Raw genomic sequence first — 15,161 nt, forward strand, 5'->3', positions numbered from 1 at the left:
GGGGGGAGAATGTGTGTCAAAACATTGAAGTTGGCGTTTGGAGCTACAAAAGAGAATACGAAAATGATCGAGCGGAAATACTTGCGGCGGTTGACCGGGTTTTTAGCTCGGGCCAACTGATCTTGGGCAGAAGCGTAGCCGGATTCGAGGATGAATTCGCTTCGTATCATGGCTCTCGTCATTGCATTGGCGTCGATAACGGCACGAATGCTTTAATACTCTCTCTAAGAGCTGTCGGTATTTGTGCTGGGGATGAAGTCATCACAGTAGCTAATACTGCAGCTCCAACAGTTGTTGCTATCAATTCAATTGGCGCTCAACCCGTACTCGTTGATATAGAGGGAAATGGCAGCTTTCTCGTTGATGTATCTAAGATTGAGGAAGCCATTACACCAAAAACAACTTGCATCGTGGTTGTCCATCTTTATGGGCAGGCCGCAGATATGGATTCAATTTGCAAAATAGCGCAAAAATACGGACTTGCTGTCGTTGAGGACTGTGCACAGGCACACGGTGCCACCTACAATGGGAAAATTGTCGGCACCTTCGGGGACGCTGCAGCTTTCTCGTTTTATCCGACGAAAATCCTTGGAGCTTATGGTGACGGCGGGGCTGTTATCACCAATAACGCTGCGATCGCGGAACGCATTCGTCAATTACGCTACTATGGTATGAAGGACCGGTATTTTGTTGAAAACACACCAGGTTTCAACAGTCGTCTGGATGAAGTTCAAGCCGAAATACTACGCTATAAGTTAAGGAAACTGCCAGACTATCTCAGCGCAAGGCGAGCGATTGCAGCACGTTATGACGAATGGTTGGCAGACACTGAAATTGGAATTCCGACAATTTCACCTGGAAATGAGCACGCATACTATCTCTACGTTGTGAGACATCCCGAACGAGATGTGATTCTTAACGAACTTGAGCAGGTCGGTATTTGCCTTAATGTTTCCTATCGCTGGCCTATTCATCTGATGTCAGGATTTGGTTATCTCGGCATGAAAGTCGGAGATCTTCCAATCACCGAGAGATCGTCAAATGAAATATTTTCTCTGCCTATGTACCCGTCGCTTCAAATTGACGAACAGCTTCGCGTAATTGGCGAACTTCGGCGCATTACGGAGAGTCTCCGCAAATTAAGTTAAATCCAAAGTGAGAGTATTTAGTCTATGACAAACAATACCAGAGAAAAATTGGAGAAAGACCTGTGCGAGCTTGCGGCGATGCTGGCTTGGGTCGATCCCGAAGACGTCACACCAGATACCTCGTTGTCCGCTATTGGATTGGACTCACTTGGGAGTATTGAGCTTGTCGCCAAAGTAGAGGCTCATTTCGGTTTCATGTTTCCCGAAAAAAACATTCCGGTGCTCGATACCGTTATTGAGATCATCGATTATGCAGAACGCGTAGTGAAAGAAATCTCTGAGGCAACCAGGCATGATTAATAGAACACCGGTAATTACAGGCGTTGGCGTTGTTTCAAGTGCAGGAATTGGTGCTGAGCATTTCTGGAAAGGAATACAATCGCCTGAAGATCGATTCCGAGAAATTTCGCTGTTCTCGCCAACTGGAATACCAAATCGCATTGCTAGCGAAATCGGACCCTGGGTTCCCGGCTATGAAACAATCGACGGAGAACTATTGTCTGAATCCCGTATTTGTGCGTTCGCGGTGGCAGCTCAAAACGAGGCAATGGCTCAGGCAAACTGTAATGCATCGGATGTGGATCAGGTTTTGGTTGGGACAACTGTTGGCGATATTGCAACTCACGAAGTGGAAATTCGCGCCTGCAAATCTAACGGTATCGACATTCCGATGAAGCTTAAAGTTGATCAAAGTTTGCGACGAGCTCTTTCACTTTCTCGAGACAACCTGCCTGTTCAGATGTTTCTAACTGCTTGCTCCGCCGGAAATCTCGCGATAATTCGGGCTTGCCAACTTGTCGAGTCCGGTGAAGCCGAAATAATTGTCGCTGGAGGCGCTGAAGTACTTTCGCAGATGGCATTCGTTGGCTTCGCCCGAATGCGTGGCATGGCTGCGCAAAAATGTCGACCTTTTTCCGAAGATCGCGATGGAATGCTTTTGGGCGAAGGTGCTGCTTTTGTTGTTATCGAGTCGGCCGAACATGCTGCAGCCCGAGGTGTTAACCCGCTTGCTGAAATCCTGGGCTATGGCATGTCCTGCGATGCCAAACACCCGACCACACCTGATTCAGAAGGCGAAGGCATGGTGCGAGCCATGCAGTCCGCACTGGGAAGCCTGTCGCCCACACAAGTCGACTACGTGTGTGCACATGGAACCGGGACACTACAGAATGACGCCGCTGAAGCAAAGGGCTACACAAACTTCTTTGGTTCAAAATGCCCAGCCTTAAGTTCGATAAAAGGCTCAATTGGACATTCGCTTGGCGCGGCCAGTGCAATTGAGCTGGTCGCGTGTGTTTTGGGCATTAAAAATCAGAAACTAATTCCTCAACTGGGTTTAGAAGGCCAGTCAACGCTCAACTTGAATCTCGTGTCAGGTACTGAAACCAGTTGCAAAATAGATCTGGTTCTCAACAATGCATTTGCGTTTTTTGGCAACAACACAAGCATAGCGCTTGGGCGCCCTCAACAGCGTAGCGTTCCTCGTGTCATTAGGTCCAAATCCGAACAACCGAAAATTTACTGCGCTACAGCCAGTATTGCATTTGACTATCCAATTAATCATTGGAGCGGTGGAAGCTTGCCCGAACTCGATCAAGACAGGTTGCAGGTTCTCGTCCAGCGTTTTCGGTCTAAACGCGCAGCAGTTGTCGTAGCGGCTATAGAGCGTTGGCTTGAAGATGCCGAGACGGCTGAACTTCCAGATCCTCAAAGACGTGGAATAGTTCTTGGTTCCGAAACAGGTGCCAGCGCAGACATTGAACGGTTCTTAACCGAGTCAGTAGAAAAAGGTGACGCGATCGTTAACCCGGGATTGTTTCCATGGACGGTTCACAATGCGGCTGTTGGAGCTGCAGCGATTGCCGCCGATTGCCGTGGTCCCAACATCGTGATCTCGTCGGGAGCGCTCAGCTATAGTTCTGCGTTTCAGCAGTCGCTTGCGTTGATCGAGGCAGGCTGCGCTGACTTAGTTTATTGCGGCGTATATGAGTCGCACGGTGATTCTGATGGTACGGTCGCTTCGATCACAGTGTTGGCAACAAGGCCCGAATTCCTTGGAAGGCATTATATCGGACCAGCCGAACAATTGCACCTGGATACGTCGATTGGCAGCACAGAAAGCGTAATAAGCTGGGCCAGTAAATTCAAGAAAAATGCGCTCAGAACCGAGGAGCACATTTCATGAAGGGCAGTTCAAAGGATGAAGACAAGCAGCATCGCGTGAGCTTTGTGATCGGTGCCAGCGGAGCGATTGGTCAGGCAGTTTTTGCTGAACTTTCAGCACAGGGGCAACGGGTGGGTGGAACCTACCTCTTACGAAAAGAAGAGCTGCTCACCTTCATCGCAAACATTGATCCAGAGAAGAGTCTGCACTGTGCGGTTCAATGCGACACCAGCAATCGTCAAAGCATAGCAGAGGCGTACAACAAACTTGTTGCCGAGTTGGGGGAACCCGACAACTTGATTTATTGCGCGGGGATCCGCAGGGACAAGCCACAAGTCTTTCAAACCACAGAGGATTGGGACGTGGTCCTGAACACAAACTTGAGGGGGGCAGCGGACTTTGCACGTCTGGCTTTGAAGTCGATGACACAAGCAAAGAGAGGTTGCATCGTCTTCATTTCCTCTGTCGCAGGGAGTAACGGTTTGGCAGGACAGAGCAATTATGGGGCCAGCAAAGCTGGTATGGAAGCGTTCGTTCGTTCGGTCTCTCGAGAAGTTGGTCAGTTTGGCGTTTCCATTAATGCGGTTGCACCCGGATTAATTGAATCCGAAATGACAGCAGACCTGCCTCCTGCAGCAACCCGAAATTTCCTCGCCAATATTCCGTTTCGACGTTTTGGGCAGCCCAATGAAGTCGCATCGCTTGTCGCTTTCCTGACGACTGAACAAGCAAGTTATATAACCGGCCAGACGTTTACAGTCGATGGGGGCCTGTCAGCATGAAAAAACCCCAATCGCGTCCAGTCATTACCGGCATAGGCATCGTCTCCGCAGCTGGAATTGGAATCGAGGAGACCTGGCAGCGCATCCGCAACAAGCGACCGATAGCAACACCAGTCAAGGTTCCCGGCCCATCTGGAACGATAACGCAGTTTCAAGCTTTCGTGGCACCTGAATACTCAATTAGCGAAATGTTTGACACTGTACTTCCAAGAGTTCAGCTCGAAAAAGAGAGTCTCGATTACTCGCGCGACCTGAAGCACCTTATAGCATCTGTTGGTCTTGCGCTTGATGATGCCAACGTACGGTCTGCTGGTGTCGATCTTGATGAAGTCGGCGTTGTTGTTGCTGATGAGCACCCTGGCGTTGAGCAGCTCTCTCGGAAGCTATACCAGGGTATTTCTGAAGTAGAAAGTGCGTCTCTTTCAGATCAGGTCTTTGAACTAAATTCATTCCTTGTTCCGTATAGGATAGCTCGAATGTTTGGACTGGGCGGTGAGTGCTTCCATATTAATTCAGCGTGCACTTCAGGTCTAAACGCGATGGACTGCGCTGCCTCGCAGATTCGCAATAACAGAGCCTCTATCGCGATAGCGACAGGTTGCGATGATCCGCTAAGCTCCGGGAAATTTGAGTGGTTTGCGAAGCGAGGTCTTTACGAGCTCAGCGGCAAACTGTCGGCTTGCTTTTCGCAAGCCGGAGGGACCGTTTTCGGTGATGGTGGTGCGGCACTAGTGTTCGAGGACCGCGATCATGCTATCGCCCGTGGCGCTAGAATTTATGCCGAATACCTTGGGGCTGGATTCACACAAGACGGATGGCGTGTGAGCGCCCCCCACCCCCAGAAGGCCAATCAGGCACGTGCAATTCGAAGAGCGCTCAGTGATGCTTACGTTGAGCCAGACCAGGTCAATGTTGTTGTGCCACATTACACGGGCATTCGCTCGACTAATCAGTACGAGCAGCGATGTTTAAAAGACGTTTGGGCAAAGAGCGTAAACGAGCCATATTGCCTGCCTCTAAAGCCTTTCTTCGGCCACAATCTGGGAGGCGCTTCTATTCTGGAGGCCGCAATCCTCGCAAAGATAATCGAGGCTCAGCAAATACCACACAACGTTCCGCCAGAGACTTCTCAAACAGACCTGTTAGTCACAAAGAACTGCGATTGGCGAACGACTGACATTAACGTTGCTGTGAAAGCATCTGCAGCTTTCGCTGGCTTCTATGGAGCCGTCGTGCTTGGCCGTTGCAATGAAACATCTTTCCAGCAAGATGTGGCTTACAACCAGAAAACAAAAAGGTGAATTTCGATGATGCCCAATTCTGACTTTGATCTAATCGTTGTTGGTGGGGGTCTTTCAGGTCTGGCAGCTGCATTCTATTGGTGTTCCCGGGTTGATGCCTCCGCGAAAATTTTAATAATTGAAGCAAGCTCCAGAATTGGCGGATCGTCTGTCGATCATAATTTCAAGGTCAATGGATATTCCATGGCGGCACCTGGCGGTGCGCAAGAACTTACCTTTCCGGAGTCTTTTTCTTCCACAGTCAGGTCAACAATGACGACGATCGGAATAGACATTGACGACTTGATGAAGAACATTGATTTTTCGCACTATCGTAGCCGCGGGGCAAAAAACCATGCGTTTTGCTTTTCTGCGGACCAATGGGAATATGATGGTATGGCTTTTTGGCGTTACAAAGAAGGCATTGAGCTTTCGGACGCCCCGCTCTGCAATGAAGCCAAGAGCCAGCTCTCTAAGATATTCAAGGGTGAAGTTCCCTGGTTCGAAGGGCTTGACGAAACGGAAAAGCTTCAGGCACTTCAAGCACGGTCGTGCACAGAAGTTCTGACGGACTTTGGCAAATGCCACCCGGAAGTTAAACGTTTCTTTGCCTATTGGACTTCGCCCAGCTCAGGCTTGCCTTTTAGCCTTCACCCGGCGCTTGATGCAGCGCTTGTTGGATATCCGCCAATAGGAGCGCTAGCACCAGACTTGCCTGGTCCATGGCCAGGCTTAACCCAAGCTGGCGCAAAGTTTTTCAACAGTTCTTCACGGACAACCTATCGATTCCCTGACGGTAACGCCACAATAGCGAGAGCATTTTTAGCCTGGCTACGCCCCGACATTTTCCAGGGCGACACTGTAGCCACCCGCTTAGGCGAGACTATTGACTTCGAAAAGTTGCGCAATCCGGCGGCTACACGTCGCTTCCATGTCAATGAAACGGTAAAGACCATCGAGTCGACAGGTGAAGACAAAGTAGTCGTTGAAACAACAACGTCAGATGGTCGTTGTGCCAAATACAGCGGTTCAGCTGTCATAGTCGCGACCTGGGCGACCGAGTGCGAAGCAATTATTCCAGCACTAAACAAAGAGCAAAAGACGACCTCGTCGGCAATGGGTCGGTTGCCAATAATCACTGCCACGGTCGCAGTGTCAAATTGGCGTCCATGGGAACAACTTGGCATCTCTAGCCTGAGTTGGCCCGGCCACCCATCATGGCAACGTGCAGAACTTGGTTTTCCTGTCAAAATCGGCGCTTATTCTCCGCCGGACTCGCCAGACCAACCAAACACAATAACGGCAATAGGTGCAACGACTTTCCTTCATGACAGGCTTTCAGTGGCCGCTGCCATGGGTCGCGAATTTCTTAATCAGCCGCATCAGGCGGAAAAGCTGCGCGATGAACTAATTCGGTTACTGGAATGCGCGCTTGGACCTTCTGGATTTGATGCGCAAAACGACATTCACGCATGCCAGGTTGAGCTTTGGCCGAATGGTTACCCCTGCTACACCACCTCGCTTGATGATAGAGACAAATCGCTCGCTTCTATCGAAGAAAAGAAAGCGCTTGCGCGCGGCGTAGGGCGCATAGCCATCGCCGGGGCTGACGTAACTGACCGGCCTTTTCTTGACGGCGCCTTAGAGGCGGCTTTCGACGCGGTTTCCATGCTCCAAAATCGCATAACCAGCTCGAGTGCGTTTTGAAACAACATTATTGAAGAACAATTATAGAGGTAAAAGTAATGAAAATTTTAGTCACTTGTCCTCCTGCCCACGATCACCTCCTGGGATTACTTCCGATTGCAGAAGCTGCGAAGCGTGAAGGCCACGACGTGGCCATCGCCGTGTTGGAAAATTTTAGAGAAGTAGTGACTAGCGCTGGCCTGAAGCATTTCGATGCCGGCGAAGACTGGATACCCAAAGCGATCGACGACCGCGTGGATGATGTACACCCAGAAAAGATGGAGGAGTTTACACAAGACTTCATGGCACAAATGTTGTGCGGCCCGGCCGCTATCTCGATGGCGAAAGATGTCAAAACAATTATCGATAGCTGGAAGCCCGACATCGTTATGCGTGACTCTGGCGAGATGGGAGGCCTGTTAGCTGCCGAGATGGCCAATCTACCGCACATTTCTATCGGCGTTTTAGATTTTAATGGCATGTTTCTTGGAGACCGCATTGTCGCGGCGTTAAATGAACGACGTGCAGAACTCGGTTTGCCAGATGATGCGCAGGGATCCAGGCAATATGAATATGGGCACATCAATATGATGTGTCCAACGTTTGCGCCTGAAGAACTTACGCTACCGAATACTTTCTCTGTCCGCGTTGACGGTGTCGGCAGGGGAGAAGTCCTCCCTGATTGGATTGCCAACATTGCGGACGCCGAAAAGCCATTGATTTATGCAAGTTTTGGTACTGCGGCCGCAACAATCCCCGGTTTTGGTCCTGCGCTGCGTAACGTTGTCGACGGCCTGGGTTTGATTGACGCTAATGCAATTGTTTCGGTCGGCAAGAGTCTAAACTGGAACGGCGAACAGGTTATTGACGAACATGACATCCCCAAAAACGTCCATGTTGTCGATTGGGCGCCGCAAGCGCTCTTGATGCGTAACATCGATCTCTTGATCACGCATGGTGGCCCTTCAACAGCACGACAAGGCATCGTCTGCGGCGTGCCCATTGTTGCAGTGCCCCTGCTCTTTGATGGCTTTGAGATTGCAAATAGACTTTGCGCAAAGGGACTGGCAGTTCAGCTTGACTGGACAAAACTGAGTTCTGCTGAAGTAGCCGACGCTGTCAAGCATGTTTTGGAGGATCCTAAATACCGCCGACAAGCACGCAAACTTCAAAGGGAGGCGTTGGCAGTCCCTCCGATTGACAATGATGCGGTTCGGTTCATTGAAAACGTCGCATCAAAGGCAAAGCGATGAAGGACGCGTTAAGATTAAGCAAAAGCCAGGCGCTGGCCAGCCATCCAGGTATTCTAAAGTGGATCGTGGCGCGCCGCGTGGCAGCCTTTCGTTGTGCCCCTGCGGACAGGCGTTTAGTAATAAAGATAGCTTCAACGTTCGTTTCTGGTTTCAGCGAAACCATAGCGACCGGTGATGTCGGCGCTTCAATCAGGTACGTTGAAAGCAACAATGAGGAATTCTTCAAACCTTTCTACGTTGAAGGAGCCTCGTTGGCACTCGCTGTTTCTCGTGCATTGCCTGTTTTTAAGGCTTCCGCAGGGCCGTCTGATCTGCTTTACCATCTGCCCGGATTCAAGCACGTTATTTACGCCGGTTGGGGGTGGTGGAACGCATTTATGCTACGCCCCACACGAAGTTTTCAAAACTCAATTGACGCAACGGATATTTTCAGCGTGCTCATTATTGATGGGACGGCCTTTGCGCGCGCCTTCCTGTTCGCTCGCCCTCCATACTTTGACTTAAGAATCCCGCCTGTTTCAAACGCAAAGAAGCGACTGTGGGTTCAGGGATACGGCAGAGCTCTATGGTTCCTCACAATGGCAAACGTTTCTATCATTGAACGCCAGCGGAAAAGGGTAGGAAACGAGCTATCCGCTGACCTCGATTCTGGTCTTGGTTTAGCCTCGGGCTTTGCAGGAATGGTATCGCCGGTTTCCTCCTTTCTAACCACAATCCGCGCTAACAAATCAGCTTATCTGCAGGGATATGCATTTGGCTTGACAGCTCGGGCAATGTCAACGCCAGCGACTTTTTCTAGCTGGCTTTTTTCGCTGACACCTGGCGAAAAACAGAACGCGCAGCGGCTCATTTCGAGATGCCTGATTGAACCGCGATCAATCAATGCCTGCCCAACAAATGTTTATACAAAATGGCAGGACGAACTGCGGGGCGATTTCCAACACTACGAGATCACATGATGAGTGATAAACGGTATATTTGCGCTGTCCGTGACGTGATACCAGCCTACCGCCGCGGACTTATGGATGCCCTCAAAGTAGCTGGCTACGAAGTAGCCGAGCCAGAGGATGTCCTGAATTGGCTCGAGCAATTCCGGGTAGCCCTGGGCGTAAGTGATTGCTGTTTCGCGATTTTACACTCAATTAGAGAAGAAGAAGATTTTGTGACCCTGGGTCGCATTCAGAAATTCGATCCGAGGGTTCGTACTGTAGCGCTTCTTCTGGAAAACACCAGTGATCGTTACGCTCGCGTTTTGAACGCAGGAGCATCCGGGGCGGTCTGCTACGGCGCGAATCCCACAGAGATTATCAAAACCCTCGCAGCCACTTTAGAGGGGGCTGTGCGCCTGCCTCATTCCATTGTGGATGAATTGCTGAGTCAATTCACAGGCAGAAGCCCAGTCGTTCTGGACAACCAATCTCTCAGAACTCTCAACAAGTTAGCTGCGGGGCACAGTATCGCGGAAATCTCCCGTGAAGAAAACGCATCCGAACGCACTATGCACCGCCGAATGAAAGCGCTGTATCGCCAGCTGGGAGTAGAGAACCGTAACGAGGCAATCATTGCCGCCGTTAAGCACGGATTTATTAAACAAATGTGAAACACGGAGGTGTTTTTTTGAAAATGATTAAGTTTCTTTTGCCAGTATTAGCGTTGGTATTTGGATATTTATCAACCACTTATTCGGTTGATGAGATTTCAAAATCGCTTCCACTAACGTTACGTTCGCTGCCTCCAGCCACCGCTCCTTTGCAAGAGGAGCGAGCAGTAAACCCATCGGTCAGACACATTGCGTCCTGGCTCAGTGCCACCGGTGCTAGCGCTGCATTAGACGATCTGGATGGTGATGGCCTTATGAATGATTTGTGCCACGTGGATCCTCGTTCTGACACAGTTTCGATTGGCACAGTATCTTCTGATCCAAATAAACCTGCGCATATTGTCCATGGTTTTCTGCGCCCTCTCGGCACTGCCCACGCAATAGCGCCAATGGGGTGTCGAATCGCCGATCTGAATAGCGACGGCTGGTCAGATGTGTTGGTTTATTACTGGGGACGTCCGCCAGCTCTCTTCGAAAACAAAGGTAATTGGAATTTCTCCGCATCGGATATCTTTGTTACTCAAAAACCAGAGCACGATTGGTATACAAATACTGTGCACATCGCCGATTTTAATGGAGATGGCTTATTGGATATCTTCGTCGGCAATTACTTCGCAGACGGTTCAGAGCTTCTTGATACTCAATCGCGCCAAACGGTCTCTATGCACACTTCCTTCTCGCACGCGTTTAATGGTGGCATGAATCGAATTCTGCTCCAGAAACCGGGTGAACCTGGAAATTTCGAGATGGCTCCTGACGTTTTCGAGCCCAACTATGGGCAAGGTTGGACGCTTGCTTCAGCCTCGGCGGATCTTACCGGCGACCTCTTGCCGGAGCTTTTTGTCGCCAATGATTTTGGTCCAGATCAAATTTTTCTCAACACGTCAGGCAATGGTAAGTTGCAGCTGGAGCCGCGCAAAGCACGGAGCAAAAAATTCGGCGAACCATTGTCTCACAGTCTGGGCAGAGACTCCTTCAAGGGAATGGGCGCATCAATTGCCGATCTCGACAACGATGGAGACCTGGACATTGTTGTCAGTAATATTACGCAACGATGGGGTCTTTTCGAAACTCAAATGCTGTTTCTAAATTCTGGTTCCAAAGACGACCCGCTTGAATTCCACAACGCGAGTGAGGAGCTTGCGGCCGCGCGCACGGCCTTTAGCTGGGATAACAAGATAGCAGATCTGGATAATGACGGGATCCCGGAAATTCTCCAGGCCACAGGATTTGTTCGAGGAAAAGTGAATCGTTGGCCTGAGATACAAGAAATAGCGCTTGCAAATGATGTGCTGGTTTCCAACCCAGGAAATTGGCCTAACCTGCTCAGAGGTGACATGAGTGGAGCAGCGCCACGCGTTGTTTTCAGCCGGGCAGACACAAAAAGTTCATTTCAAAATGTCGCCGAAGCCTCCGGTCTTAATGACATTGGAATTACCCGAGGGATTGCTCTGGCCGATATAGATGGTGACGGCGATCTTGATTGGGTTGAAGCCAACCATTTTGCCGATTCCCGGCTTGTGGTAAACGAATGCGCGCCATGCGGGCCGTTCGTGGGGCTTCGGCTACTGCGAGTCCGTGGCCTGGCTCTCACAAGTAACCTCGACGGACTGAAACCCGCTCATACCGTCAGCGGGACGGCCGCGATTGGTGCAACTGTCTCTCTTGAATTACCGTCTGGTAATCGAAAAATAGCGTTTGTTGATGGCGGCAACGGTCACAGTGGGCAACAGAGTACCGACATCCATTTGGGCCTCACTGAAAAAACAACAGCCCCCCTAAATGCGACAATAAAATGGCGGGATTTTGAAGGAAACGTCCGTTCCATAACAATAGAGGTAAATCAAAAATGGCAAACGATACTCCTGCCGTCGTAATCCAAAATCGAGGCGCATGGACACGGTTAATTGCAAGACTCCGTCCGGCAACACCTGCCGCTCTCCGTGTCGCAGCATTACGTCGATTCGCTACCGGGATAACATTACTCACTGTTGCCGGTCATGCTTACCTCGGTTTTGAACAAAGCATCGCACAGCCGCTTGTCGCCGTGCTTGCTTGCTACATAACTGAGCTTTTTATGGAGACGATGACATCACGTCATGAACAACGGCGACCCTTGTATGCTGCTGCTGCCGGTTCATCGGTTCGGGTCAAAGTGACCACCCTTATCGACTTTCTCCTTCCTGCCCATATTTCGGGACTCGCTCTTGGTATGCTCCTGTACGCAAGCAACCGCCTGGATCTTTTTATCGTCGCTGCGGTTGTCGCGATGAGCAGCAAGTACTGCTTTAGAGTTTGGACTGGAAAGCGCAGCAGCCATTATTTCAACCCTTCCAACTTTGGAATAACGATTGTGCTTTTGTTTTTTCCTGAAACAATCAGCATTGCTGCGCCATATCAATTTACAGCAGAGCTTGGAGCCAGTGGTGATATCGTGCTCCCTGTTGTTGTTACAATTATCGGTTTATTTCTGAACATTGTTTTTACCGCACGCGTGCCCCTCATTGCTGCCTGGATCGGTGGCTTTATCCTTCAAGCTGCGTTGCGCTCAGTCTTGGATCCCAACGTTGACTTCGATGCCGCGCTGGCACCGTTAACCGGAATGGCCCTCATTCTATTCACCCTCTATATGGTAACTGACCCAGGCACCACACCATACTCGACTCGTGGCCAGATTATATTTGGGCTGTCGGTCGCCTTCGTTTATGGCTTGCTAATGGCGTTTCACCAGGTTTTCGGCATTTTTGTCGCATTAACGATAGTGTGTGCCAGCCGCGGTATTCTCCTGGCAATATCCAACAGGCGTGGCGCTAAAGTTCTCTCTGCGCCTGATGTGCAAAGTAGCCATGGTTAAGGTGGGCCTCGTTGATATGAATGGTAATCAGTGGAAAACGCAAACAATATCGATGCAAGAAAGGCCACCACGGCCTGTGAAAAATGGAAATCTGGCAATCGTTGATAGTCTCATAGACGAAGAGTACCTGCAGCTTCTTGAAGCTGCATGGTCAAAAGTAGGCGGCTATGCGCGAGACATAGTTTCTGAATATGAGGGCAATGAATCAGCTCCCTCCACCAGATCGCAAGCTTTGGAATGGCTGCGATTGGCTTCGGCACGTGAAGTATCACTCAATTCCCCCGTTCTACCAAACGGATCGGCATCGTCTTTTTTGACACTTGCTCGAGATGCCTATCCAGGTTTCCTTGCGGGTGAATCGAACGGCACTAATTTACTTTTTTCTGGCGATGGTCTGCAAATCTGGCGGGGCTACTACAGTTCGTCAAATCCACTCTATGCTCCTCTGAATCAAGCGGCGGCGACCGCGCTGGTAGAGCGAGTCAAAGAAGGTGTTCCGTTGCGGATACTCGAAATCGGTGTTGGTACCGGTGGTGCGACTACAACCGCACTAAATGCCCTCGAACAGGTTGCAACCGCGCCCGTTAGCTATCTTGCAACCGACATCAGTGCAAGTCTTCTTCGCTCAACTGCGGACAAACTGAACCAACGCGCTACCGGGCTAATAGAATTCAATTTTGAACCCTATGATTTTAATGCTGAGCCAACGAGGAAACACGTTTCAACTGGGGGCTTCGATGTTGTGCTTGCTGTCAATGCGCTTCACAATGCTCATAACCTCCCGGCTTCACTGCGAATATTGTCTTCGCTTCTCAAAGAAGGAGGTGTTCTTATAACGAGCGAGTCGATTTGTGGCTTGGGTGAGCAAGTCCATCAAGAATTTTTCCTGAACCTACTTCCCCTACCTGAACATAGACACGGTTGCTCCAGCCGCTTCCTCTCTTCGGAAGATTGGCAGCATGCGATTAGTAATGCCGGTCTTAAATCTGACATAGCAATCAACAGCATCGGGCCCGAGCTTATGCTTTTAGCAACGGTCTCAAAGATATGACAGAACAGAAAGCACCGAGTCTGGTCTTAACTGGCTCTACCGGCTATCTTGGCAAACAAGTGTTGGCGGCGCTGAAGGCGACCAATGTAAAAGTTGAATCGTTTTCTTTCAGTAAATTCTTAATAGGCGCCGCCGAACCAACCGCTTTGCGCATGCTGCAACACGCTGACGTGGTTTGTCACCTTGCGGGCATCCATCCTCACCAGTCAATCACACCATCTGATAATTTATATTGGGAAGCAAACGTTGTTGGAACGAAAAAGCTGCTCACTGCTGCCCAGAATGCCTGTCGCATAGTATTTGCTTCCAGTGCAATGGCAGCAGGAGGAAAGACACAACCGGAGGCTAATCAGGGGATTTTGGCTTACGCAAGTTCCAAGAGAGCAGCAGAGGTCTTGGTTGTAGAGTGCGCGGGTAACAAAGCAAGTAGCATATCACTGCGTTTTCAAGCCATAGCAGGTGCACATCGCGAACCCTGTGTCGGGCTAATCGGCAATGCTCTTCGCGCAGCCCGCGAAGGCACGTCGCTCAAAATTTTTCAGCAAGCACCTCCTCGTGAGTATCTCCATATCGCCGATGCTGCTTCAGCAATCGTTGCTGCCTGCCTGGCCCCGATTGAGGGACATTTTGTTATAGATATTGGCACCGGGTTACCACAACACGTATCAACAGTTGTAGAAACAGTTGAGCGAATAACGGGAGTTGAAATCAAAAAGCGTAGTGTTAAGAGCCGCATAGAACCTGCTCCGCGAACCAGCGACCTCCTGGCCGCAAGAAAGTTATTGGGCTGGCGAGCCTGTAGAAGCAGTCTTGCGCAAATAATTATTGACCAATGGGAGGATCAACAACATCGCGCAATGGTGTTGCCTTCCGACGGTCGCGGGATTTAACACCATGAACTACGACGCGACAGAACTCATCCCGCACAGGGGCGAGATGTTGTTTATACATAACATCTCGTCGTTGGAACCCGGTGTTAGCGCAACTGGCGAATGGCAACCTTCACGTAACTGTTGGCTCAGGTCACACCCAAGTTCCACCGATATGTTGCCAATTTTGCCAATGGAAGCTCTTGCACAGCTTGGTGCTTGTGCAGTTTTTGCTTTTGAACGCTACCGAGGTCGCACACCGTTTCTGGTAGGCCTTGAAAATGTTGAGTATCTCCATCCTTACTCTGTCGACAGTACGGTTTACCTATCGGTCGAGATTATTAGCTTAGGAAGCAGGTATGGAAAAGCACGAGGAACAGCAAAGGTAGGAAAACAAACAATATGCCGTGGAGAAATCTCCTTTGTCGTTGTTTAGAAATCCAGGGCCACTTGAGTATCGTCTTGAGATATTCA

The 15,161-nt window shown here is 50.1% G+C and carries 14 protein-coding genes; all 14 read left to right on the forward strand.

Translation table 11 applies throughout. From position 1 onward, the window contains the following. Positions 1 to 11 precede the first annotated feature (11 nt). Genes AC07U6_RS20025 through AC07U6_RS20090 form a run of 14 tightly spaced genes read left to right on the forward strand, consistent with a single transcriptional unit; the run spans position 12 to position 15,123 of the window. Positions 12 to 1,148 (forward strand): DegT/DnrJ/EryC1/StrS family aminotransferase, encoded by a 1,137-nt coding sequence (locus AC07U6_RS20025; protein ID WP_494763577.1) that lies wholly within the window; start codon positions 12 to 14, stop codon positions 1,146 to 1,148. A 24-nt stretch (positions 1,149 to 1,172) separates the two neighbouring features. Then, a complete protein-coding gene (locus AC07U6_RS20030; RefSeq protein WP_494763576.1) occupies positions 1,173 to 1,448 on the forward strand; it encodes an acyl carrier protein in 276 nt (91 codons plus the stop codon). Then, the gene (locus AC07U6_RS20035) at positions 1,441 to 3,333 is read left to right on the forward strand and encodes a beta-ketoacyl-[acyl-carrier-protein] synthase family protein (RefSeq protein ID WP_494763575.1); all 1,893 of its coding nucleotides are present in this window, start codon (positions 1,441 to 1,443) and stop codon (positions 3,331 to 3,333) included. The genes AC07U6_RS20030 and AC07U6_RS20035 overlap by 8 nt, the downstream gene beginning before the upstream one ends. Next, the gene (locus tag AC07U6_RS20040) at positions 3,330 to 4,094 is read left to right on the forward strand and encodes an SDR family oxidoreductase (RefSeq protein ID WP_494763574.1); all 765 of its coding nucleotides are present in this window, start codon (positions 3,330 to 3,332) and stop codon (positions 4,092 to 4,094) included. The genes AC07U6_RS20035 and AC07U6_RS20040 overlap by 4 nt, the downstream gene beginning before the upstream one ends. Continuing rightward, the gene (locus AC07U6_RS20045; RefSeq protein WP_494763573.1) at positions 4,091 to 5,395 is read left to right on the forward strand and encodes a beta-ketoacyl synthase N-terminal-like domain-containing protein; all 1,305 of its coding nucleotides are present in this window, start codon (positions 4,091 to 4,093) and stop codon (positions 5,393 to 5,395) included. The genes AC07U6_RS20040 and AC07U6_RS20045 overlap by 4 nt, the downstream gene beginning before the upstream one ends. 6 nt (positions 5,396 to 5,401) lie before the next feature. Continuing rightward, the gene (locus AC07U6_RS20050; protein WP_494763572.1) at positions 5,402 to 7,081 is read left to right on the forward strand and encodes an FAD-dependent oxidoreductase; all 1,680 of its coding nucleotides are present in this window, start codon (positions 5,402 to 5,404) and stop codon (positions 7,079 to 7,081) included. Positions 7,082 to 7,119: 38 nt separating this feature from the next. After that, positions 7,120 to 8,313, forward strand: a complete 1,194-nt coding sequence (locus AC07U6_RS20055; RefSeq protein WP_494763571.1) for a glycosyltransferase — start codon at positions 7,120 to 7,122, stop codon at positions 8,311 to 8,313. Continuing rightward, positions 8,310 to 9,272 carry a DUF1702 family protein gene (locus tag AC07U6_RS20060; RefSeq protein WP_494763570.1) on the forward strand — a complete coding sequence of 321 codons (963 nt, stop codon included), beginning with the start codon at positions 8,310 to 8,312 and terminating at the stop codon, positions 9,270 to 9,272. The genes AC07U6_RS20055 and AC07U6_RS20060 overlap by 4 nt, the downstream gene beginning before the upstream one ends. Further along, entirely contained in the window at positions 9,269 to 9,913 is a 645-nt protein-coding gene (locus AC07U6_RS20065) for a LuxR C-terminal-related transcriptional regulator (protein ID WP_494763569.1), read from the forward strand. The genes AC07U6_RS20060 and AC07U6_RS20065 overlap by 4 nt, the downstream gene beginning before the upstream one ends. A 23-nt stretch (positions 9,914 to 9,936) precedes the next feature. Continuing rightward, positions 9,937 to 11,790, forward strand: coding sequence for an FG-GAP repeat domain-containing protein (locus AC07U6_RS20070; protein WP_494764536.1), 1,854 nt, complete (start codon positions 9,937 to 9,939; stop codon positions 11,788 to 11,790). Further along, entirely contained in the window at positions 11,763 to 12,767 is a 1,005-nt protein-coding gene (locus tag AC07U6_RS20075) for an enediyne biosynthesis protein UnbU (RefSeq protein WP_494763568.1), read from the forward strand. Before AC07U6_RS20070 ends, AC07U6_RS20075 begins: the two co-directional genes overlap by 28 nt. After that, positions 12,679 to 13,818: an L-histidine N(alpha)-methyltransferase gene (locus AC07U6_RS20080; RefSeq protein ID WP_494763567.1), complete on the forward strand. Its 1,140-nt coding sequence runs from the start codon at positions 12,679 to 12,681 to the stop codon at positions 13,816 to 13,818. The genes AC07U6_RS20075 and AC07U6_RS20080 overlap by 89 nt, the downstream gene beginning before the upstream one ends. Then, the gene (locus AC07U6_RS20085; RefSeq protein ID WP_494763566.1) at positions 13,815 to 14,708 is read left to right on the forward strand and encodes an NAD-dependent epimerase/dehydratase family protein; all 894 of its coding nucleotides are present in this window, start codon (positions 13,815 to 13,817) and stop codon (positions 14,706 to 14,708) included. Before AC07U6_RS20080 ends, AC07U6_RS20085 begins: the two co-directional genes overlap by 4 nt. A gap of 4 nt (positions 14,709 to 14,712) precedes the next feature. Next, positions 14,713 to 15,123, forward strand: coding sequence for a 3-hydroxyacyl-ACP dehydratase FabZ family protein (locus AC07U6_RS20090; protein WP_494763565.1), 411 nt, complete (start codon positions 14,713 to 14,715; stop codon positions 15,121 to 15,123). The last annotated feature ends 38 nt before the right edge of the window (positions 15,124 to 15,161 follow it).

This window comes from Erwinia sp. GW821-FHT03D09 (assembly GCF_059420805.1).